The following is a 20,492-nucleotide window of genomic DNA, read 5'->3' on the forward strand; positions in this document are numbered from 1 at the left end:
TGCGGCGCTCAGGTCAAGAATTCTATCATCGCGGCCATGCAGACCCTGATGTCCCGCCGCGCGCTGATCGCCGCCGCCGCCTTGCCGCTTTTCGTCCGGCCAGGGCTGTTGCGCGCCGCCGAACCCGATCTGTCGGCCTTGCGCGACATCACCACCGGTGCGGTCCCGATCGACGCGGCCGAACGCGCGCGGCGGCTGTCGCGCGCGCAAGGCCTGATGAAGGCGAACAGCATCGGCGCAGTGCTGATCGAGCCGGGATCGAGCATGGTCTATTTCACCGGCGTGCGCTGGGGGCGTAGCGAAAGGCTGACCGCCGCGATCCTGCCGGTCGAGGGCGAACCGTGCATCGTCACGCCCTTTTTCGAGGAACCCTCGGTGCGCGAGACGCTGTCGGTCCCGGCCGAGGTGCGGGTGTGGCAGGAGGATCGGAACCCGCTGGCGGTCGTGGCGGGCTTCCTGCGCGATCGGAAGCTGGCGAACCGGCCGGTCGGTATCGAGGAAACGGCGCGCTTCTTCGCCTTTGACGGGTTGCAAAGGGTGCTGCCCGACGCGCGGCTGGTGTCCGCCAATCCGGTGGTGCGCGGATGCCGGATGATCAAGACGCCCGCCGAGATCGCACTGATGCAGATGGCGACGGATGTGACGATGGCGGCCTATCGCTGGCTCCATCCGCGCGTCGAGGCAGGGATGACCGGCGCGGAAGTCGGCGCGTTGATGAGCGCCGCGACCAGCAAGCTGGGCGGTGCGCCCGAATTCAGCATGGCGCTGATCGGCGAAGCCTCCGCCTATCCGCATGGCAGCAAGCAGGTCCACCGGGTGGCGGACGGGCAGGTCGTGCTGATGGACTGCGGCTGCACCGTGCAGGGCTATCAGTCGGACGTATCGCGAAGCTGGGTCCATGGCACCGCGACGGCCGAGCAGCGCAAGGTCTGGGATATGGTCGCGAAGGGCCAGCAGGTGGCGCGTGGGGCTGCGCGGATCGGCGCACCGGCGGGCAGCATCGACGATGCGGTGCGGCGTTTCTACACCGCGCAGGGCTATGGTCCCGATTATCGCTTGCCGGGCCTGTCGCATCGCACCGGCCATGGCATCGGCATGGACGGGCATGAGCCGGTCAATCTGGTGCGCGGCGAGGCGACGCCGCTGGCACCGGGCATGTGTTTCTCCAACGAGCCGGGGCTGTATCTGCCGGGCAAGTTCGGCATCCGGCTGGAGGATTGCTTCCACATGACCGAGGCGGGGCCGATATGGTTCTCGCAGCCGCCGCGCTCGATCGACGCGCCGATCGGATGAACAAGGAGCTGGACGCGCGCGGCTATGCCCTCTCGCCGACGCGTCTCGACGATGCGGCACTGGCGGAGTTGGCGGCGTTGTTTGCCGACTGGCCCTGCGGCTGTCTGGGGCAGCGGATCGATCCGGCGCGGATCAGGGGGTTCTCGTTCGTCGGGCATGTATGTGCGGCTCTGGGCGTGGACTTTCGTCCCGTCCGGGCCATCCTGTTCGACAAGCAGGACGGTGCGAACTGGGCATTGGCATGGCATCAGGATCGCACCATCGAGGTCGCGGAGCGCCGCGACACGGATGGCTTCGGGCCATGGACCGTCAAGCAGGGGCGGGTGCATGTCGCGCCGCCCGTGTCGCTGTTGGAGCGGATGCGAACCGTGCGCTTTCACCTCGACCCGGTGGATGCCGACAATGCGCCGCTGCTGGTCTCACCAGGGTCGCATCGCCTCGGCCTCATTCCCGAAGCGGCGATCGGCGACGTCGTTGCCCGCCTTGGTGAAGCCATGTGTCTTGCCGGCGCCGGATCGGTCTGGTTCTATCATACGCTGATCCTCCACGCCTCGGCCCGGTCCCGGCCCAGGCGGCATCGACGGGTCTTGCAGATCGATCTGTCGGCGGACGCCTTGCCCGGCGGCTTGTGCTGGGGCACGGATGGACAAGGAAGAATCTCATGAACGCGGATCTGTTCGTCGAATTGCTGGTCGGCTTGACTAATGGCCTGCTGAACGCCGTCATCGCATGTGTCGTCGTTCACTGGCTTTTGGGCCGTGTCTTTCACGTAACCGATCCGCGACTTCCCGCCTTCGTCTTCGTCCTCGGTCTGACGCTGGGGCGGCTCGGGGATGTCGCCGACATGGCGGGACATCCGGCCGGCCGACTGGTCGGCGACGTGCTGGGCCTTGCCCTGATCTGGTATTGGTGGTGGCGTCGTCCTGCAACGCATATCGATGCGACGGAACGAGGCGAACGCGCGGGCGCTTGAGCGCGCGCGAAACCTCGCCTAAGTCGCGTTTCATGACCTCGACCAACGACATCCGCCGCGGCTTTCTCGACTATTTCGGAAGCGAGGGGCACCAGATCGTGCCCTCCGCGCCGCTCGTGCCGCAGAACGACCCGACGCTGATGTTCGTGAATGCGGGCATGGTGCCGTTCAAGAACGTGTTCACCGGCCTGGAATCGCGGCCTTATTCCACCGCGACGAGCTCGCAGAAGTGCGTGCGTGCGGGCGGCAAGCATAACGATCTCGACAATGTCGGCTATACGGCGCGGCACCATACCTTCTTCGAAATGCTCGGCAATTTCTCGTTCGGCGACTATTTCAAGGAACAGGCGATCACCCATGCCTGGACCCTGCTGACTAAGGTTTGGGGCATCCCGGCCGAAAAGCTGACCGCCACCGTCTATCACACCGATGACGAGGCGTTCGACCTGTGGAAGAAGATCGCGGGACTCCCTGAGCACAAAATCATCCGCATCCCGACCAAGGACAATTTCTGGGCGATGGGCGAGAATGGGCCGTGCGGTCCGTGCTCCGAAATCTTCTACGATCACGGCGACCATATCTATGGTGGCCCTCCCGGCAGCCCCGAGGAGGATGGCGACCGATTCGTCGAGATCTGGAACCTGGTCTTCATGCAGTTCGAGCAGGAAGCCAATGAGATCATCGGCGAACTGCCCAAGAAGTCGATCGACACCGGCATGGGGCTGGAGCGGATCGCGGCCGTCCTGCAGGGCGTGCATGACAATTACGACACCGACACCTTCAAGGCGCTGATCGCCGCTTCGTGTGAACTGACACACACCAAGGCGGAAGACGGCCAGAAGGCCTCGCACCGCGTGATCGCCGATCACCTGCGCTCGGCCGGGTTCCTGGTCGCGGACGGCGTGCTGCCCGCCAATGAAGGGCGCGGCTATGTCCTGCGTCGCATCATGCGCCGTGCGATGCGTCACGCGCATCTGCTAGGCGCCAAGGAGCCGTTGATGCACCGGCTCGTCCCGGCGCTGGTCGCGGAGATGGGCGCGGCCTATCCCGAACTGGTCCGCGCCCAGCCGCTGATCGAAGCCACGCTCAAGCAGGAAGAGACGCGCTTCCGCCAGACGCTCGACAAGGGATTGAAGCTGCTCGATGAAGCGACCGCGGGCATGGCCCCCGGCGCGACGCTGGCGGGTGAGACGGCGTTCAAGCTCTATGACACCTATGGCTTCCCCTATGACCTGACCGAGGACGCGCTGCGGGCGCAGAACCTGTCGGTCGACCGGGCGGGCTTCGACGCCGCCATGGCCGAGCAGAAGCGCGCCGCGCGTGCCGCGTGGAAGGGCTCGGGTGCGAAGGCGTCGGACGACGTCTGGTTCGACATCGCCGAGGAAACCGGCTCGACCGAATTCCTGGGCTATGCCTCCGACACCGGCGAGGGCGAAGTGCTGGCGCTGGTCAAGGACGGCGCGCGGGTCGACAGCGCGGTGGCAGGCGATACCGTGTCGATCATCGTCAACCAGACGCCCTTCTATGGCGAGAGCGGCGGTCAGGTCGGTGACAGCGGCACGATCTCCGGCGATACCGGGCTTAAGGCGGTCGTCACCGACACCTCCAAGCAACTCGGCCGCGTGTTCGTGCATAATGCCGAAATCCAGGAAGGCGGCATCAAGGTCGGCGACAGCGTGAAGCTGGCGATCGATACGACCCGCCGCGCCGCGATCCGCGCCAACCACTCGGCGACGCACCTGCTGCACGAGGCGCTGCGCCAGCGGCTGGGCACCCATGTCGCGCAGAAGGGCTCGCTGGTCGCGCCCGAACGGCTGCGCTTCGACTTCTCGCAGCCGGTCGGCATGACGGCCGACGACATTGCCGAGGTCGAGACGAAGGTGAACAAGCAGGTGCGCGGCAACGGTCCGGTCGTGACCCGCCTGATGACGCCCGACGAGGCGATCGAAATGGGCGCGATGGCGTTGTTCGGTGAGAAGTACGGCGACGAGGTTCGCGTCGTGTCGATGGGCGAGGATGCCGATGGCACCTACAGCCTCGAACTCTGCGGCGGCACGCATGTGAACGCGCTGGGTGAGATCGGCGTCTTCAAGATCGTGTCCGAAGGCGCGGTGTCGAGCGGCGTTCGCCGGGTCGAGGCGCTGACCGGCGAAGGGGCGCGCGCCTATCTGTCGCATCGCGACGACATGCTGAAGGCGGCCGCTGCGACGCTGAAGACTACGCCCGACGAGGTGCCCGCGCGCATCGCCGCGCTGGTCGAGGATCGCCGTCGTCTGGAGCGCGAACTGGCCGAGGCCAAGAAGGCGCTGGCGATGGGCGGCGGGGCCGGTGGCGCGGCGGCCGGGCCGGAGCAGATCGGCGACGTGGCGTTCATCGGCCAGGTGCTCGACGGCTTCGAGGCCAAGGGGCTGCGCGGCGCGGTGGACGATGCCAAGCAGCGTCTGGGCGGATCGGGCGTCGCGGTGATGGTCGCGGTCAATGATGGCCGCGCCTCGGTCGCGGTCGGCGTGACCGACGATCTGACCGCCAAGCACAATGCGGTCGACCTGCTGCGCAAGGCGGTGGCGGCGCTGGGCGGGCAGGGCGGCGGCGGCCGTCCCGACATGGCGCAAGGCGGCGGCCCCGATGGCACCAAGGGCGCAGAGGCGCTCCAGGCGGTGCGGGACGTGCTGGCGGGGTAACGGACGACAACAGCCAAGGGGAGAGCGGCGATGGACAAGAGACGGATGACGGCCCTGCTGGCGGGGGTCATGCTCCTCTTGCCTTCGCCCCTTTTGGCGCAAGCGGCGCAGCAGAGCGCGCCGACCGCGACCAGCGATCCGGTGGTAATTACGGCCCGGCCGATCCCGCGCGAGGCCGAGATCAAGGATCAGATCGTCGGGGTGACCGGTCATCCGCGATCGGACATGCCGCTGATGCGGTTTCGCGAGCCGGTCTGTATCGGCACCGCCGGGTTGCCGGTCGCCGCGAGTGAGGAAATCCTGCGGCGGATGATGGCGACGGTCCAGTCGCTGGGCATGCCGATGGCACCCGATGGATGCCGGCCCAACATCCTGATCCTCTTCGCCGACAATCCGCAGGAGCAACTGCTGGGCTTGCGAACCCGATCGCCGCAGATCTTCGGCGACCTGACGCGCCCGGCGGTCAGCCGTATCGTGAAGGGGCCGGGGCCGGTCTATGCCTGGAATGCGGCGGTACGGGTCTCGCGCGACGGTGATCTGGCGGTGCAACAGGAGAATTGGGCCGAGATGAAGGTCGCCGCCGCATCGCGCCTGCTGACCCCCGTTCGTCAGGACATCGCCGCCTCGGTCGTGGTGATCGAGCGCAAGGCGCTGCTCAACAAGACCTTGGTGCAGATCGCCGACTATGCGGTCATGCGCAGCATGGCGGCGACCAAACCCGTGGCCGACGCGGCGGTCCCGACCATTCTGACCCTGTTCGACAAGGATGCGACCGCGCCGACAGAGTTCACCGAGTTCGATCGCGGCCTGCTGGGCGGGCTGTACCAGTCGCCGCGCCATGCCGGCGCTACGCAACTGATCGCCAATATGGCGCGCGGCGTTCGCGAAGCATCGACCACACCATGAGGGCGATGTGGCGTGGGCCGATCCTGGCAATCGCCTGTCTGCCCGCACTGGCCGGTGCCCAAACGACCGCCGCGCCGGGGGGTGCAACCGATCCCGTCATCGTCACCGCACGGCCCTTGCCGCCGAGACGCGAGACGTTGCGCTGGTTCGGCGCCATATCCGGCTATCCGGACAGCGATCGGCCGCTGTCCCGCCTGACCGAGCCGCTCTGCATCGCCAGCAGCGGCTTGCCGGCGACGCTGGCGCTGCCGATCGCCGACCGGATGCTGGGGCACGCCGAGCGGTTGGGGATCAAGCTGGGCGGCGAGAAATGCCGGCCCAATGTCCTGATCCTGTTCGTCGATCACGGGCCTGCCCACATCGCATGGCTGATCGATCATCGCCCGGGGATGTTCGGTGAACTTGCTTATGCCGACGTCCGCGCGCTGGCGAAGGACAAGGGGCCGGTCCATGCCTGGCACATGACCGCGATGACCAGCCGTGACGGCGATCCCCTCATCGCCATGCCGGGTGAGCTACCGACCCTCCATATCCCCAGCGCCAGCCGGATCAACCTGCCCGTCAAGTCGCATATCGCGGCGGCCGTCGTGATGATCGAGCGCGATGCCGTGATGGGCAGGACGGTCGAGCAGATCGCCGACTATGCGACGATGCGGGCGCTGGCCGTCGTGCGTCCGCGTCAGGCATCGGGCGTCTCCACCATCCTGACCCTGTTTGAGGGGGACGCCGCGCCGGGCGCGTTGACCGCGTTCGACTGGGGCTATCTGCGCGGTCTCTATGCGGGACAGGGAAATCGCGCGCCTGCGCTTCAATATGCCGCCATGGCGCGTTTCGTCGAGGACGAGATCAACGGCGGAGACAAGACACCGTGACAGCCAATGCCGGTCGCCGCGACCTGACCACCGGGCCGATCGGCCGCACCTTGTTGTTGTTCGCGTTGCCGACCCTGGGATCGAGCGTGTTGCAGTCGCTGAACGGCTCGATCAACGCGATCTGGATCGGCCAGTTTCTGGGCGCGCGGGCGCTGGCCGCGACGACCAACGCCAATATCATCATGTTTCTGCTGGTCGCGGCGACCTTCGGGTTCGGAATGGCGGCGACAATCCTGATCGGCCAGAATATGGGGCGGCGCGACGTCGACGCGGCACGGAGGGTGCTGGGCGCGGCGCTGGGGCTGTTCCTGATCATCTCCGTTCTGACGGTGATCGTCGGCTGGCTCGCCGCGCCCGCCATCCTGCGCGCGCTGTCGACGCCGGACGATGTCTATCCGCTGGCACTGGCCTATCTGCGCATCATCTTCGTCGCGATGCCGCCGGGGTTCGTCAGCGTGTTGTTCACCATGGCGCTGAGGGGTGTCGGCGATTCGGTCACGCCGCTGAAGTTCATGGCGCTCGGCTCGATGCTGGACGTCATCCTGAACCCGGTCTTCATTCTCGGCCTTGGGCCGTTGCCGGCGCTGGGTATCCAGGGATCGGCGCTCGCGACGTTGATCGCCAATGCGGCGTCGCTGATCGGACTGGTCGGCTTCATCTATGCGCGTGATCTGGTCGTGCGGCTGCGCGGGGCCGAGTGGCGCTATCTGATGCCCTCCACCGAGCTGCTGCGGACGATCGTGGTCAAGGGCTTTCCCATGGGGCTGCAGATGCTGGTCGTCTCCACCTCCGCGCTCGCCATGATGGGGCTGGTCAACCGGCACGGCACCGCGACGACGGCGGCGTACGGCGCGGCGAACCAGCTCTGGACCTATATCCAGATGCCCGCGATGGCGGTGGGTGCGGCGGTCAGCGCGATGGTGGCGCAGAATATCGGGGCGGGGCAGTGGGACCGGGTCGACCGGGTCACCCGTGCCGGGCTGCGCATGAACCTGTTGCTGACGGGCGCGCTGGTCGCGATCGTGACGCTGCTCGACCGGCATGTGCTGTGGCTGTTCCTGGGCAGCGAGCCGGCGGCGATCGACATCGCGACGCGGATCAACCTGATCGCTGGGTGGAGCTTCATGCTGTTCGGCATCTCGATGGTACTGGCGGCGACGGTGCGCGCCAATGGCGCGGTGGTGGGGCCACTGGTCATCCTGGCCATCGCTATGTTCCCGGTACGCTTCGGGCTGGCCTATGCGCTGTCGCCGATGCTCGGGTCGGATGCGATCTGGTGGAGCTTTCCGGCCGGATCGCTGGCCTCGATGCTGATGACGATCGCCTATTATCGCCGTGGCGGCTGGCGCAAGGGCAAGCTGACCGCCGCGCCGGAGGAATGCCATGAACAGGCGATGGCCGAGGGACAGCCGACCAACAAGGCGATGCCGGTCGGCTGATCCCGCCTGCGCGTCACGCCGGGGCGATCACCTCGATGATCCCCGGCGCGATGCGGGCGGTGACCGGCGTGCGCGCCAGGACCTCGCCGTCGATCGAGATGGGCAGCGGCGGGATGGTGTTGAGCTTGATCTCACGCCCCCGGAACTCGCGCACCTTTTCCTTGCGATAGTCGCTGCGCAGGATGCTGGCGCCCCAGTTGACGATCAGCCGGCGCTTCACATGGCCGCACACCGCCTGCACCACGATCTCGCCCGAATCGACGGCGGCGGACTCCACCAACTCGGTGCCGCCATGATAGGGGCCGTTGGAAATCCGCACCTCGACGACGCGCAGCCGCTCGCGCTGGCCGTCCTGCTCGACGATCAGCGTAAAGGGGCGGAAGCGCAGGAACTGATAGGCCGCCCAGCCGAGATAGCCGAGCCGCCCCGCCACGCGCTTCAGGCCATGGGGCACGGTCTCGGCGATCTTGGGGCTGATCCCCATCGCGGCGCAGTTGGCGTAATAGTCGTTGTCGATCATGCCCAGGTCGATGCGGCGCGGGCGACCGGTGCGGATCACCTCCACCGCGCCCTCGATGTCGAGTGGGATGCCGAGCGAGCGCGCGAAGCTGTTCGCCGTGCCCAGCGGCAACACGCCCAGCATCACGTCATGCCCGACCATCAGGTCGACAAGGCCGCTGATCGTGCCGTCGCCGCCGCCCAGGATCAGCAGGTCGGGCTTGGCCGCCAGCAGTTCGCGGACCGTCGGCTCCAGCTCCTCGGGGTCCTCCACGGCGCGCGCGTCGACCTTGTAGGGCAGGTCGGACAGCGCCGCGCAGGCACGGCGGAACAGCGCCTGGCCGCGCCGGGATTTGGCGTTCACGACCATGGCGGCCGATCGTATCTCTCTCAACCTGGGTTCCTTTCGCTCGCGCAACGCTTGGCAAGCCGGGTATGATCCCCCAAATGCCAATATGATGACCGCTTCCTATCCCGCGCTTCGCCTTCGCCGTACTCGCGCCTCCGCCTGGAGCCGGCGGCTTCATGCCGAAACGGTGTTGACCCCGGCCGATCTGATCTGGCCGCTGTTCGTGACCGAGGGGCAGGGGGTGGAGGAACCGATCGCCAGCCTGCCCGGCGTATCGCGCTGGTCGCTCGACGGAATCGTGGCGCGCGCGCGCGAGGCGGCCGATCTGGGTATCCCCTGCCTGGCGCTGTTTCCCAATACGCCGTCGCACCTGCGCAGCGACGACGGGCGCGAGGCGCTGAACCCCGACAATCTGATGTGCCGCGCGATCCGCGCGATCAAGGATGCGGTGCCGGAGATCGGCGTACTCACCGATGTCGCGCTCGATCCCTATACCACGCACGGCCATGACGGGCTGGTCGACGAGGCTGGCTATGTCGTCAATGACAGCACGGCGGACGCGCTGGTCCAGCAGGCGCTGACCCAGGCGCGCGCGGGGTCGGACGTGATCGCGCCGTCGGACATGATGGACGGTAGGATCGGTATGATCCGGAGCGCGCTGGAGGCGGAGGGCTTCGCCAATGTCCAGATCATGGCCTATGCCGCCAAATATGCGAGCGCCTTTTACGGCCCGTTTCGCGACGCGGTGAACACGCGCGGCCTGCTGAAGGGCGACAAGAAGACCTATCAGATGGATCACGCCAATGCCGAGGAGGCCCTCCGCGAGGTCGCGCTCGACCTCGCCGAGGGCGCCGACAGCGTCATGGTGAAGCCGGGCCTGCCCTATCTCGACATCATCCGCCGGGTGAAGGAGGAGTTCCGCGTGCCGACCTTCGCCTATCAGGTGTCGGGTGAGTATGCGATGATCGAGACGGCGGTCGCCGCCGGTGCCGCCGACCGTGACGCGATGGTGCTGGAGACGCTGATGGCGTTCAAGCGCGCCGGCTGTTCGGGGATGCTGACCTATCATGCCGCCCATGCCGCGCGCCTGTTGAACGCCTGACCATCGCCGCGCCCGCTCCGCCGCCCGTGATGCCCCTGACGCGTCTGGTACGCCCGCTGTTCGTCGCGACGATCCTGACCGGGTCGTTCCTGCTGTTCCTGGTCCAGCCGATGGTGGCGCGCATGGCGCTGCCCCGGCTGGGGGGCGCGCCGGCGGTGTGGAACTCGGCGATGCTGGTCTATCAGGCGCTGCTGCTGGGCGGATATGCCTATGCGCACGCCCTGGGGCGATGGCGGCCGCGTGTGCAGGCGGCGATCCATATCGGTGTGCTGCTGATCGCGGCCTTGTGGCTGCCCATCGGGCTGATCGCGGTGCAGCCCTCGGCCGATGCCGAACCGGCCATATGGGTGCCCTGGCTGCTGGGCTTGTCGATCGGCCCGCTCTTCTTCGCCGTGTCCGCGCAGGCGCCACTGATCCAGCGCTGGTTCGCGCTCGCCGAGCCGGGGCGCAATCCTTATGCGCTTTACGCCGCGTCGAACCTGGGCAGCTTTGCCGGGCTGGTCGCCTATCCGCTTCTGGTCGAGCCGAGCATGGCGCTGCATGCGCAAAGCCTGATGTGGAGCGCGGGCTATGCGCTGCTCGGGCTGCTGGTCCTGGTTTGCGCGACCCGGTTGCCGGCGATCGGTCGGGACGCGGCGGTGGTGCCCGAACCATCGCCGGCACCCGGGTGGCGGCGGATCGGCCTGTGGGTCGCGCTGTCGGCGGTGCCCTCGGGGCTGGTGCTCGCGACCTCGACCTATATCACCACCGACATCGTCGCGATGCCGCTGCTCTGGGTGCTGCCGTTGGGGCTGTATCTGCTCAGCTTCATCATCGCTTTCGCCACCCGACGCGGGGTGGCCGACATCCTGACCCGGATCGCACCGGTGACGCTGCTGCTGTTCGGCGGGGTCATCATGGATGGCCATCCGCAGCGTCCCTATTTCAACGCCGGCGTCGCGCTGGCGCTGCTCTTCATGGTCTCGGTCGGGTTGCACACCGCACTTTATCGCGCGCGGCCGGCGGCGGACCGGCTGACGGGCTTCTATCTCTGGATGGCGGTCGGCGGCGTTCTGGGCGGCATTTTCGCCGGCATGGTCGCGCCGGTCGTCTTCGACTGGACCTATGAATATCCGCTGCTGATCCTGGCGGCGGGCGCGCTGATCCCGCAGATGTTCCTGACCGAGGGATTGCGGCGGCTGTGGCGGCGACATCATCGGACGATGCTGATCGCGCTGGCGGTTATGTTGGGCGTGTTCCTGGACCTGCGACTTGTCGGGCCGGATCGCTGGTTCGGCGAGGATCAGCAAGGGCCGGCCTTCCTCGTCATCGCGACGTTCGGGTTTCTGACGATCGGTGCACGCGCGGGCTTCACGTTGCTATTGGCGGTGACGCTCGTCATGTTCGGCGGCTATCGCTCGCTGGCGCTCTCCATGGCGCACGACGCCCGGATGCGCAGCTATTTCGGCGTCTACACGGTGCGCGACGTCGCCGGCTATCGCGAGCTGGATCACGGATCGACCGTCCATGGCATCCAGTTGCGCGGCTCGGTCGAGCGTGAGCGGACCCCCACCACCTATTACGCGCCTTTTTCGGGGGTGGGCCGTGCCATGCGGGCCGCGCCCTCGCTATATGGCCCTGGCGCACGGATCGGGGTCGTCGGTCTGGGGACCGGAACGCTGGCCTGCTATGCCCGGCCCGGCCAGCACTGGCGCTTCTACGAGATCGATCCGGTCATGGTTCGTATCGCGCGCGATACCGGCCAGTTCACCTATCTGCGGCATTGCCGGCCAGACCCGGTCATTCGCATCGGCGACGCGCGTATCCGTCTGAGCCAGGATCGCAGCGCGAGTTTGGACCTGCTGGCACTCGACGCCTTCTCCTCCGATGCAGTCCCGGCCCATCTCCTGACGCAGGAGGCATTTGCGACCTATGGCCGGGTCCTGGCGCCGCGAGGATTGCTGCTCGTGCATATCTCCAACCGCTTCGTCGATCTGGAACCGGTGGTGGCCGCCGCCGCGCGCGCAGGCGGCTGGGTGGTGCGCAAGCTGGCCTATAACCCGACCGATCTCGACCGCGAGGTGCAGGCGACCAACTCGGTGTGGCTGGCCCTGTCGCGGGATCGCGGAATGCTCGCCGCGCTGGAAGCGACGGGCGGCGACTGGACGACCGTCACCGCACCGCCAGGCCTGCGCGCCTGGACCGACGATTACTCGACGGTCCTGCCCTTCATCCGCCGGTTCTGACCGTCTCAGGCGGTCGGCAGGCTGGCCGCCAGCGTATCGATCTGGCTGCCCTGACGCGCGATGACCTCTGTGGTACGGGCGCGCAGGGCGACCAGCGCGGGATAGTCGGGCAGCAGTTCGGCCGCACGGGCGATCGCGCGGTCGTCGATCTCGGCGAGAATGGCCGAGGTGCGCGCCCGGATTTCGTCCAGCGTCGCCAATTCGGTCTGCGCGGTCAGCCAGGCCTCGCTGCCCACCGCCTGTCCGCGCGCTTTGCCCGCACTGGTGCGGGCTTGTGCGTGGGCCTTGGCGAACTCGGCCTCGATGGCGTCCAGCCGGCCGCTCAGGTCGCCGATCGCGCTGTCCAGCGCCGGGTCGGGCTTGAGCACAACCGGCGTCACCTCTGGCTCGGCGAAACCCTGCTTCTCGGCGGGGCGAACCGCGAGCGAGGGATAGCGGGTGGCATCGCGCGAGCATCCGGCGAGCGGCGCGGCCAGCGCGACGCCGAGGAACAGCCATGACAGGGCCGGGCGGGGGCGGAGAGAAGCGTGCATCATCGCGGATCACCCTAGACATGGAAGGCGCGCCGAGAAAATGCCGCAAACGCGCTTGCGTGCCGTGCGCGAAGAAATTGTGGATAACCGCAGAAAGGCTATTGCCACAATCCGAAACGACTTCTATCAGCCCACCTCCACAGCGCGCCCGTAGCTCAGCTGGATAGAGCATCAGACTACGAATCTGAGGGTCGGACGTTCGAATCGTTCCGGGCGCGCCAGTGGATCACATATCAGGCCTCGACAGAGGCCCCATGCGCGCCCGTAGCTCAGCTGGATAGAGCATCAGACTACGAATCTGAGGGTCGGACGTTCGAATCGTTCCGGGCGCGCCATTTTCTATCATCGATAAAACAACGCACCGTCATCCAGCGTGCCTCGCCGCATGCGGCGCCCCGGCCCGATGCCGGGACGCAGCAAGGCGATCAGCGCCAGCCGAGGGCGGGGGCGATGTGGCGCAGGATGTTGTCGATCACATGCGCGTTATACGCCACGCCCAGTTGATTGGGCACGGTGAGTAGCAGCGTATCCGCCTCCGCGATGGCCTCGTCGACACGGAGCTGCTCGATCAGCTTTTCCGGCTCGGCGGCATAGGAACGGCCGAAGACGGCGCGCATATTGTCGATGACGCCGACCTGATCGCTGCTGTCGTCGCGCCCGAAATAGGCGCGGTCCTGATCATTGGTCAGCGCGAAGATCGAGCGGGAGACGGACACGCGCGGCTCTCGCTGATGGCCCGCCGCCGCCCATGCCTCGCGATAGGCGCGGATCTGCTTGGCCTGCTGGACATGGAACGGCTCGCCGCTCTCATCGGCCTTCAGGGTCGAGCTCTGCAGGTTCATGCCCTGTTGCGCCGCCCAGACCGCCGTCGCATTGGACGCGGACCCCCACCAGATGCGATCGCGCAAACCGGCCGAATGCGGCTCCAACCGCAACAGGCCGGGCGGGTTGGGGAACATGGGCCGCGGATTGGGCTTGGCGAAGCCCTGACCGTTCAGCAGGTGCAGGAAGACCTCGGCATGGCGACGGCCCATATCGGCGTCGGTCTCACCTTGCGCCGGGCCATAGCCGAAATGCCGCCAGCCATCGATCACTTGCTCGGGCGAACCCCGGCTGATGCCCAGCTGCAAGCGGCCGCCGCTGATCAGATCGGCCGACCCGGCATCCTCGACCATGTAGAGCGGGTTCTCATAGCGCATGTCAATGACGCCCGTGCCGATCTCGATCCGCGACGTCCGCGCGCCGACGGCGGCGAGCAGCGGAAATGGCGAGGCAAGCTGCTGCGCGAAATGATGGACCCGGAAATAGGCCCCATCCGCCCCCAGTTCCTCCGCTGCGACCGCGAGGTCGATCGACTGGAGCAGCACGTCCTGCGCCGAACGCGTGGCGGACTGGGGCGAGGCGGACCAATGGCCGAAGGAGAGGAAGCCGATCTTTTTCATGGGGGTAAGATAGGCACAATGCGTGTCCGACGCATCAGGGCGGATGCGTCGTTTCGCGAAACGGAGCCTTTCCGGCGGGACTTGCTACGCCGCGCGGAACCGCCTGAATGCCGCTGGCTTGGGCGGCGGTGCGCGCATCAACAGGCCCAGCGTGATGCCCGACGCGAAACAAATATAAATCTGGTCGATCAGATAATAGAGCATATTGTCGCTCAGCCCGGCGACGTTGAAGCACAGGGTCAGCATGATGATGAAGATCGCCAGCCCGGGGTCACGCCGGAACCGGGTGATCGCCAGCGCGCATATCCCGAAGATCAGCCAGAGATAGGTTGCAAGCCCGACAAAGCCCTGTTCGAACGTGATCTGCACGAAGATGTTGTGCGCCCCCGATCCGCCGGCCGCCTTCAACGGGAAGAAGTCGGGTGAACTAGGCAGGAAGGAATAGGCGCCGTGGCCCAGCAGCGGTGCCTCCAGGATGACCGGCCACGCCGCCTTCCACAGGAACATGCGCCACGTCCCCGAATCGGCTTCCACCCCGCCTTCGGTTTCGGTGTCGCCGCGTGCCGTTGCGACGAAATATTCGTAGCTGACGGTCGGCTTGGAATGGAAGACCTCGGTGATGCGCTCGTTGACGCTGGGTATGGCCAGTGCGAGCAACGGCGCCGGCAGGACCATCAACAGCCACAGGGGGCGGCGCAGCGTCGATACCAGGATGAACGCGAACAGGGCGACGAAGGCGGACCGGGTGCCCGTGAGCAGCAGTTCGAGGGTCGCCACCGCACAGAAGAGGATCGCGACGTTGCGGATCGCGCGGCTCTTTATCCAGCCCCAGATCAGCCCGTGATAGCAGAAGCTGACATAGAAGAAGAGGAAGAAGGCCAGCATGTTGGGATGGCCCGCCGCACCTTGCAGGCGCTGTCCGAACCCGTCCATGGCATAGAAGACGATCGAGATCAGGATCGGAAATATGCCGGTCACGATGATGACGTCGGCGACCCGGCTTATCGAGAAATACCGGCTGTAATGATAGCCGATCGCGAACAGGCAGAAGAAGGTCAGGACGTTCCAGACGAACTTGATCCCGTCCACCGGATAGGCGGTATAGGCCAGCGATCCGAACAGCGAGATCAGGAAGGGAAGCCACAGGGCAAGCGGAACGACGGCGTCCGATTGCATCGCCCGGTTCGAGAACAGCGTGAAGCCCAGCAGGCTGAACGCGATGAACACGAAGGCGAAGTTGAACAGGATACCGAGCGTGACGTTCGTGGAGCCCAGCGAGATGGAGGTGCCCATCAGCACGCGGTCCATCCCGAAGCGGAGCGTCAGCAACAGGAAGACCAGACCCGAAAAGGGGGCGGCCATCCACCCCTTGCCATGGCGGGGCGGGGCGGCGGGACGCGGGCGCATGTCCCGACCGGCGGCGGGATGGCGAAAGCCGGGGAAGGTCGGGGCACGAACCGTCACGGCTTCGCCGGTCCCAGGCGAAGCGTCGCGTCGAAGGTCGGGCCCATGGCGCGCGCAAAGGCATTGGTCACATGGCCGTGATCGGCGAACACGCTATGGCCGCTCTGGATGAAGTTGCACACGTCACGCCGACAGACGAATTTGCGCACGTCGATCAGCGACAATTTTCCATCCGACACCAGTCGCTTTTCCGTGTCGAGGACATTGGCGAAGTCCTGACGGAAGGCGGCGTTCGTCACGCCGGTGCGATGACGCGGTCGGCCATGAAAGGCCAGATCGCGCGACACGACGCTGGGCAATTCATATTCCGGATTGGGGATGGCGGCGACCGCGTACACCGTCTTCCCCGCCGCGTTGAGTGCATCGACGGTTTCGGCGAAGCGGCGAGCGGCGGGCAGGAAGCGCTGATCGGGCGGCGTGGCGCGGCCCAGCCGCTTGCCGACCTCCTTGCGATATTGCGGCCAGTTCTGCGCCAGAATCACGGTCTTGGCGGGGAGCGCCACGATCTCGCGGAAATTGCGGTTCTGGATTTGCGCGCAATTGGCGTCCTGTCCGCCGTTCACCGTCGGCGCGCAGCCATAGGCGTTGACCAGCACCGCCGAGCGGCCATGCAAGGCGGCGCGCAAGGCCGGGACATACATCTGGGCATGGCTGTCGCCCCACAGGATGACGTCGGCCTTGCGCGGATCGCGTGAGGGAAGGTCGATCGCGCAGGCATAATAGGCGCCCAGCCGCACGAAGGACGAAGGGCCACACCGCCAGCTATCGTCCTGATCGGCGTTCAGGGCGACGATCGCGGGCGAAAAACGCTGCGGAAAGCCGTTGCCAACGATGAGCGCCAGGCTGGCCAGCGCCATGACGGCACCGGCGGCGGCGGACCAGCCCCAGATCTTCGCACACGAATTCAGATGCCGGAACGGACGCTCGACATAGCGCCAGGACAGATAGGCCGCGCCGACCGACGCCGCGACCGCCACCGTCGCGATCACCGGCGTGATGGGGTCGATATAGGCGTAGCGGACGAAGGCGAAGATCGGCCAATGCCAGAGATAGAGCGAATAGGAGATCAGGCCGATGAACCGCAGCGGTGCCGCCCCCAGGACGGGCGACAGGCCATGCTCGCCCTTTTGCCCCGCCCAGATGATCAGTGCCGATCCCAGCACGGGGGGAATGGCGCTGAGGCCCGGAAACGGAGTGGTCGCGCTATAGGCCAGGACTGAATAGACGATCATCGCCACGCCGGCGAGGGCCGCCATGGCGCCGATCACGCGGTTGCGCACCCCCGGTATGATCCCCGTCGCCAGCAGCGATCCCGCCAGCAATTCCCATGCGCGCGACGGCATGAGATAGAAGGCCATCACGCCCTTCATATTCCCGACGAGGAATTGCGCGGCCCAGAAGGACGCGATCATCATCGCGACGATCGCGATCGGCAGGACCCGCCGGTGCCACCGCCCCAGCACCAGGATGCAGAGCGGGAAGAAGATGTAGAACTGCTCCTCGACACCCAGCGACCAGGTGTGGAGCAACGGCCATGTCTCGGTGATCGTGGCGAAATAGCCCGACTGCCGCCAGAAATAGACGTTCGAGCCGAAGAGCAGCGCCGACCCCATGCTCTTGCCGAACGCCAGCAGGTCACCGGGCAGCAGGAGGGCGAGGGCCGCGACCGTCGAAATCGTCATCATCGCGGTCAGTGCCGGCAGGATGCGGCGCAGGCGGCGTTCGTAGAAGCGGGTGATCGACGAGTCCTGGAGCAGGCCCGTCGTGATAAGAAAGCCGGAGATGACGAAGAAGACGTCGACGCCGACGAAGCCGCCGCGAAACAGCTCCACTCCGGCGTGAAAGAGCACGACCGGCACGATCGCCAGCGCGCGCAGGCCATCGATATCGGCGCGGTAGGCGATCTTGCTGGGCTGAAGCGGCGCGGCGGGCGTGTCATCGACGGCGGCCGGCCGATGGTCGTGGTCATTCATGGCTGTTGGACGGATGAACGGATCGACGATGCTGCCGTTATGGGTGGTCGAGGACATGGTGACGGGCCGTCCGGCTTATGCGTGATACAGGTCGACGGTCCGGCGCGGCCGAACGAACGCCGTGAGCGATCCCGTCGCGACATGCCCAATCCCCGATCGCACGGTGTCAAAGCCCATGATCATCTCAACCCCTTCGATGGGTCGGGCTTAGATAGGCGATTTGTGCGACGCAACGCGGATGGCGTGCGGGCTGTATGGAGATTGGCCCCCGTTAAATCGCATCATTCGGCGTGTGACGCGCCGGTGATGCATCCGCTTCGCCAAGGCTTGGAAGTTGGCCGATAAGATCAGAAAAGAACCTTAAAACAGAATCTTGGCACGGACTCCTGTCGCATATCCTTAGTGCGGCCGGCCGTCAGCCATTCGAGCCATGCGCCCGGACATGCCCGTTGAAGACGGAGCCGCGTTTCGAGATGTGTTCGCCTTTGGGACGGACGCGGGCAAATCCGCACCGTCCGCAAAGGGCTTTCAGGTCGGACACCCGACCGTCGCATATGAGGATGGGCGGCGGTTACGAGTTGACCGGAACCCCCTGCGCCGCCGGCATGTCGACGATGTCCGAGGACTCCGCCCACAGGTTGATTCCGCCATCCTCGGCCGCCCGGTCGATGGCGGCCAGTTCTTCGGTCGAGAAGTCCAATCGCCGTACCGCGTCGAGCGAGTCGTCCAGCTGCTCGACGGTGCGTGCGCCGATCAAGGCGGAGGTCACGCGGGGATCGCGCAGGGTCCAGGCGATGGCCATCTGCGCCAGCGTCTGTCCACGCGCCGCCGCGATCTCGTGCAGCCGGCGGATCGCCGCGAGATTGGCGTCGGTCAGCAGCGATTGCGACAGCGACCCGCCGCGACTGGCGCGCGCATCCTGGGGAACGCCGTTCAGATATTTGTCGGTCAGCATGCCCTGTGCCAGCGGCGAGAAGGCGATGCAGCCGGTGCCGAGATCCTCCAGCGTCGCCAGCAGCTCGCGCTCGATCCACCGGTTCAGGATGGAATAGCTGGGCTGGTGGATGAAGAGCGGCACCTTTTCCTCCGCCAGGATCGCGGCGGCGCGGCGGGTCAGGCCCGGCTCATAGGAGGACAGACCGATATAAAGCGCCTTGCCCTGCCGGTGGAGCTGGACGAGCGCGCCCATCGTCTCTTCCAGCGGCGTGGTCGGGTCGACGCGGTGCGAGTAGAAAATGTCGACATAGTCCACGCCCATCCGCTTCAGGCTTTGGTCGCAGCTGGCGATCAGATATTTTTTGGACGAGCCGATGTCCCCATAAGGCCCCGGCCACATGTCCCATCCCGCCTTGGTCGAGATGATCAGTTCGTCGCGGTGCCGCGCGAAGTCGCTGGCGAGCACGCGGCCGAAATTCTCCTCCGCCGAACCATAGGGCGGGCCGTAATTGTTCGCGAGGTCGAAATGGGTGACCCCGCGATCGAAGGCGCGGCGCAGGATCGCGCGGCCCGTCTCGAAGACGTCCGTACCGCCGAAATTCTGCCACAGCCCCAGGCTGATCGCCGGCAGGCGAAGGCCGCTGCGCCCGACGCGGCGATAGGGCATGCCGGCGTCATAACGGTGGGCATCGGCGGTGTAGGGCGTGGAAAAGGGCATGGGAGGTCCTCGAATATCACGACCATCTAATCCGGGTGGCGCAGCGGTGCCAATGGCCTGGGTCAAGATGACGGCGAGGTTCGAACGGATCGGGACATCCGCTGTTCCGCGTGTGTTCAAGGACTTGCACGCCTCCTAGCGGAGGAACCCTATCGGCCTTCGGCTCTTCAAGGCCAGGTTGTTGATCCAGATGATGGTCCGCCCATCGTCTGGTCGCCCCTGTCGAGTGAGGAGAGAGACGATGGACCTGGGTATCAAGGGGCGCATCGCGCTCATAAGCGGATCGGATTCGGGCATGGGCAAGGAAACCGCACGCCTGCTCCTGGAGGCCGGCGTTCGCGTCGCGCTGACCGACAAGCCGGGCGGCACGATCGACGAGGCGGTCGCCGAGCTGGCGCCGCTGGGCGAGGTGATCGCGGTCACCGGCGATGTGACCAAGCCCGACGATGTCGCCGCGCTGTGGCGTGAGGTACGCGAGCGGCTGGGCAAACCGGACATCTATGTCAACGCCGCCGGCGTGACCGGGGCCACCGGCGACTTCCTAGAGATCGACGATGCCGGCTGGCAGCAGACGCTCGACATCGACCTGATGGGCGCGGTGCGCATGTGCCGCGAAGCGATCCCGGCGATGCGCGCCAAGGGCTGGGGCCGGATCGTGCTGTTCGCTTCGGAGGATGCGGTGCAGCCCTATATCGACGAGCTTCCCTATTGCGCCGCCAAGGCCGGCATCCTCAGCTTGGCCAAGGGGCTGTCCAAGGCCTATGGTTGCGACAATGTGCTGGTGAACACGGTATCGCCGGCCTTCATCGCCACGCCGATGACCGACAAGATGATGGAGAAGCGGGCCAAGGAGAAGGGCACCAGCTTCGACGAGGCGATCGACAGCTTCCTGGAGGAGGAGCGCCCCGGCATGGTGCTGAAGCGGCGCGGCAGGCCCGAAGAAGTGGCCGCGGCGGTCGCTTTTCTCTGTTCGGAGCGGGCGAGCTTCATCAACGGTGCCGGTATCCGCGTCGACTCCGGGTCGGTGTTCACCATCGCCGGGTAAGGCATCCACCTTTCCGCTTGCGCGACGGGTCCGCTGAAGGGAC

Annotated in this window: 16 protein-coding genes and 2 tRNA genes; 12 read left to right on the top strand and 6 right to left on the bottom strand. The window is 66.4% G+C overall.

Features of this window, described 5'->3' with window-relative positions:
* The first annotated feature begins 36 nt into the window (after positions 1-36).
* From ACQHGV_RS06225 to ACQHGV_RS06255, 7 genes are read left to right on the top strand one after another with little or no spacing between them, the layout of a single operon-like run.
* Entirely contained in the window at positions 37-1,293 is a 1,257-nt protein-coding gene (locus tag ACQHGV_RS06225; RefSeq protein WP_440979824.1) for a M24 family metallopeptidase, read from the top strand.
* On the top strand, positions 1,248-1,958 hold the full coding sequence (locus ACQHGV_RS06230; protein ID WP_440979825.1) for a phytanoyl-CoA dioxygenase family protein: 711 nt from the start codon (positions 1,248-1,250) through the stop codon (positions 1,956-1,958). The genes ACQHGV_RS06225 and ACQHGV_RS06230 overlap by 46 nt, the downstream gene beginning before the upstream one ends.
* A complete protein-coding gene (locus tag ACQHGV_RS06235; RefSeq protein ID WP_440979826.1) occupies positions 1,955-2,266 on the top strand; it encodes a hypothetical protein in 312 nt (103 codons plus the stop codon). Before ACQHGV_RS06230 ends, ACQHGV_RS06235 begins: the two co-directional genes overlap by 4 nt.
* A 32-nt stretch (positions 2,267-2,298) precedes the next feature.
* Positions 2,299-4,947: an alanine--tRNA ligase gene (gene alaS, locus ACQHGV_RS06240; RefSeq protein ID WP_440979827.1), complete on the top strand. Its 2,649-nt coding sequence runs from the start codon at positions 2,299-2,301 to the stop codon at positions 4,945-4,947.
* Between the two features lie 30 nt (positions 4,948-4,977).
* Positions 4,978-5,853 (top strand): hypothetical protein, encoded by an 876-nt coding sequence (locus ACQHGV_RS06245; RefSeq protein ID WP_440979828.1) that lies wholly within the window; start codon positions 4,978-4,980, stop codon positions 5,851-5,853.
* Complete coding sequence (locus ACQHGV_RS06250; RefSeq protein WP_440979829.1) at positions 5,850-6,725, top strand: hypothetical protein; 876 nt, start codon at positions 5,850-5,852, stop codon at positions 6,723-6,725. The genes ACQHGV_RS06245 and ACQHGV_RS06250 overlap by 4 nt, the downstream gene beginning before the upstream one ends.
* Positions 6,722-8,164, top strand: a complete 1,443-nt coding sequence (locus ACQHGV_RS06255; RefSeq protein ID WP_440979830.1) for an MATE family efflux transporter — start codon at positions 6,722-6,724, stop codon at positions 8,162-8,164. The genes ACQHGV_RS06250 and ACQHGV_RS06255 overlap by 4 nt, the downstream gene beginning before the upstream one ends.
* Positions 8,165-8,177: 13 nt before the next feature.
* On the opposite strand, the gene ACQHGV_RS06260 is transcribed toward ACQHGV_RS06255, so the two are convergent.
* On the bottom strand, positions 8,178-9,032 hold the full coding sequence (locus ACQHGV_RS06260; protein ID WP_440980152.1) for a diacylglycerol/lipid kinase family protein: 855 nt from the start codon (positions 9,030-9,032) through the stop codon (positions 8,178-8,180).
* 88 nt (positions 9,033-9,120) lie between these two features.
* On the opposite strand from ACQHGV_RS06260, the gene hemB reads away from it, so the two are divergent.
* On the top strand, positions 9,121-10,113 hold the full coding sequence (hemB, locus tag ACQHGV_RS06265; RefSeq protein ID WP_440980153.1) for a porphobilinogen synthase: 993 nt from the start codon (positions 9,121-9,123) through the stop codon (positions 10,111-10,113).
* Positions 10,114-10,142: 29 nt separating this feature from the next.
* Complete coding sequence (locus ACQHGV_RS06270) at positions 10,143-12,338, top strand: spermidine synthase (protein WP_440979831.1); 2,196 nt, start codon at positions 10,143-10,145, stop codon at positions 12,336-12,338.
* Between the two features lie 5 nt (positions 12,339-12,343).
* On the opposite strand, the gene ACQHGV_RS06275 is transcribed toward ACQHGV_RS06270, so the two are convergent.
* Positions 12,344-12,874 carry a hypothetical protein gene (locus ACQHGV_RS06275; protein ID WP_440979832.1) on the bottom strand — a complete coding sequence of 177 codons (531 nt, stop codon included), beginning with the start codon at positions 12,872-12,874 and terminating at the stop codon, positions 12,344-12,346.
* Between the two features lie 141 nt (positions 12,875-13,015).
* On the opposite strand from ACQHGV_RS06275, the gene ACQHGV_RS06280 reads away from it, so the two are divergent.
* Positions 13,016-13,092, top strand: a tRNA-Arg gene (locus tag ACQHGV_RS06280).
* A 37-nt stretch (positions 13,093-13,129) separates the two neighbouring features.
* Positions 13,130-13,206, top strand: a tRNA-Arg gene (locus tag ACQHGV_RS06285).
* Between the two features lie 90 nt (positions 13,207-13,296).
* Here ACQHGV_RS06285 and ACQHGV_RS06290 read toward each other — a convergent pair.
* The 4 genes from ACQHGV_RS06290 to mgrA form a co-directional block, all read right to left on the bottom strand.
* A complete protein-coding gene (locus ACQHGV_RS06290; RefSeq protein WP_440979833.1) occupies positions 13,297-14,313 on the bottom strand; it encodes an LLM class flavin-dependent oxidoreductase in 1,017 nt (338 codons plus the stop codon).
* An 84-nt stretch (positions 14,314-14,397) separates the two neighbouring features.
* Positions 14,398-15,777: an O-antigen ligase family protein gene (locus ACQHGV_RS06295; protein ID WP_440979834.1), complete on the bottom strand. Its 1,380-nt coding sequence runs from the start codon at positions 15,775-15,777 to the stop codon at positions 14,398-14,400.
* Positions 15,774-17,807 (bottom strand): acyltransferase family protein, encoded by a 2,034-nt coding sequence (locus ACQHGV_RS06300; RefSeq protein WP_440979835.1) that lies wholly within the window; start codon positions 17,805-17,807, stop codon positions 15,774-15,776. The genes ACQHGV_RS06295 and ACQHGV_RS06300 overlap by 4 nt, the downstream gene beginning before the upstream one ends.
* A 514-nt stretch (positions 17,808-18,321) precedes the next feature.
* A complete protein-coding gene (gene mgrA / locus ACQHGV_RS06305; protein ID WP_440979836.1) occupies positions 18,322-19,404 on the bottom strand; it encodes an L-glyceraldehyde 3-phosphate reductase in 1,083 nt (360 codons plus the stop codon).
* A gap of 241 nt (positions 19,405-19,645) precedes the next feature.
* Here mgrA and ACQHGV_RS06310 point away from each other — a divergent pair, with 241 nt between their 5' ends.
* A complete protein-coding gene (locus tag ACQHGV_RS06310) occupies positions 19,646-20,449 on the top strand; it encodes an SDR family NAD(P)-dependent oxidoreductase (RefSeq protein ID WP_440979837.1) in 804 nt (267 codons plus the stop codon).
* The last annotated feature ends 43 nt before the right edge of the window (positions 20,450-20,492 follow it).

The organism is Sphingomonas pseudosanguinis (assembly GCF_052056765.1).
Taxonomy (GTDB): domain Bacteria; phylum Pseudomonadota; class Alphaproteobacteria; order Sphingomonadales; family Sphingomonadaceae; genus Sphingomonas; species Sphingomonas pseudosanguinis.

What these genes read in the sequence shown, in the direction of transcription:
- ACQHGV_RS06225 (WP_440979824.1), top strand. Translation starts at nt 37, where the DNA reads ATGCAGACCCTGATGTCCCGCCGCGCGCTGATCGCCGCCGCCGCCTTG.
- ACQHGV_RS06230 (WP_440979825.1), top strand. Translation starts at nt 1,248, where the DNA reads ATGGTTCTCGCAGCCGCCGCGCTCGATCGACGCGCCGATCGGATGAAC.
- ACQHGV_RS06235 (WP_440979826.1), top strand. Translation starts at nt 1,955, where the DNA reads ATGAACGCGGATCTGTTCGTCGAATTGCTGGTCGGCTTGACTAATGGC.
- alaS (WP_440979827.1), top strand. Translation starts at nt 2,299, where the DNA reads ATGACCTCGACCAACGACATCCGCCGCGGCTTTCTCGACTATTTCGGA.
- ACQHGV_RS06245 (WP_440979828.1), top strand. Translation starts at nt 4,978, where the DNA reads ATGGACAAGAGACGGATGACGGCCCTGCTGGCGGGGGTCATGCTCCTC.
- ACQHGV_RS06250 (WP_440979829.1), top strand. Translation starts at nt 5,850, where the DNA reads ATGAGGGCGATGTGGCGTGGGCCGATCCTGGCAATCGCCTGTCTGCCC.
- ACQHGV_RS06260 (WP_440980152.1), bottom strand. Translation starts at nt 9,032, where the DNA reads ATGGTCGTGAACGCCAAATCCCGGCGCGGCCAGGCGCTGTTCCGCCGT.
- hemB (WP_440980153.1), top strand. Translation starts at nt 9,121, where the DNA reads ATGACCGCTTCCTATCCCGCGCTTCGCCTTCGCCGTACTCGCGCCTCC.
- ACQHGV_RS06270 (WP_440979831.1), top strand. Translation starts at nt 10,143, where the DNA reads ATGCCCCTGACGCGTCTGGTACGCCCGCTGTTCGTCGCGACGATCCTG.
- ACQHGV_RS06275 (WP_440979832.1), bottom strand. Translation starts at nt 12,874, where the DNA reads ATGATGCACGCTTCTCTCCGCCCCCGCCCGGCCCTGTCATGGCTGTTC.
- ACQHGV_RS06290 (WP_440979833.1), bottom strand. Translation starts at nt 14,313, where the DNA reads ATGAAAAAGATCGGCTTCCTCTCCTTCGGCCATTGGTCCGCCTCGCCC.
- ACQHGV_RS06300 (WP_440979835.1), bottom strand. Translation starts at nt 17,807, where the DNA reads ATGTCCTCGACCACCCATAACGGCAGCATCGTCGATCCGTTCATCCGT.
- mgrA (WP_440979836.1), bottom strand. Translation starts at nt 19,404, where the DNA reads ATGCCCTTTTCCACGCCCTACACCGCCGATGCCCACCGTTATGACGCC.
- ACQHGV_RS06310 (WP_440979837.1), top strand. Translation starts at nt 19,646, where the DNA reads ATGGACCTGGGTATCAAGGGGCGCATCGCGCTCATAAGCGGATCGGAT.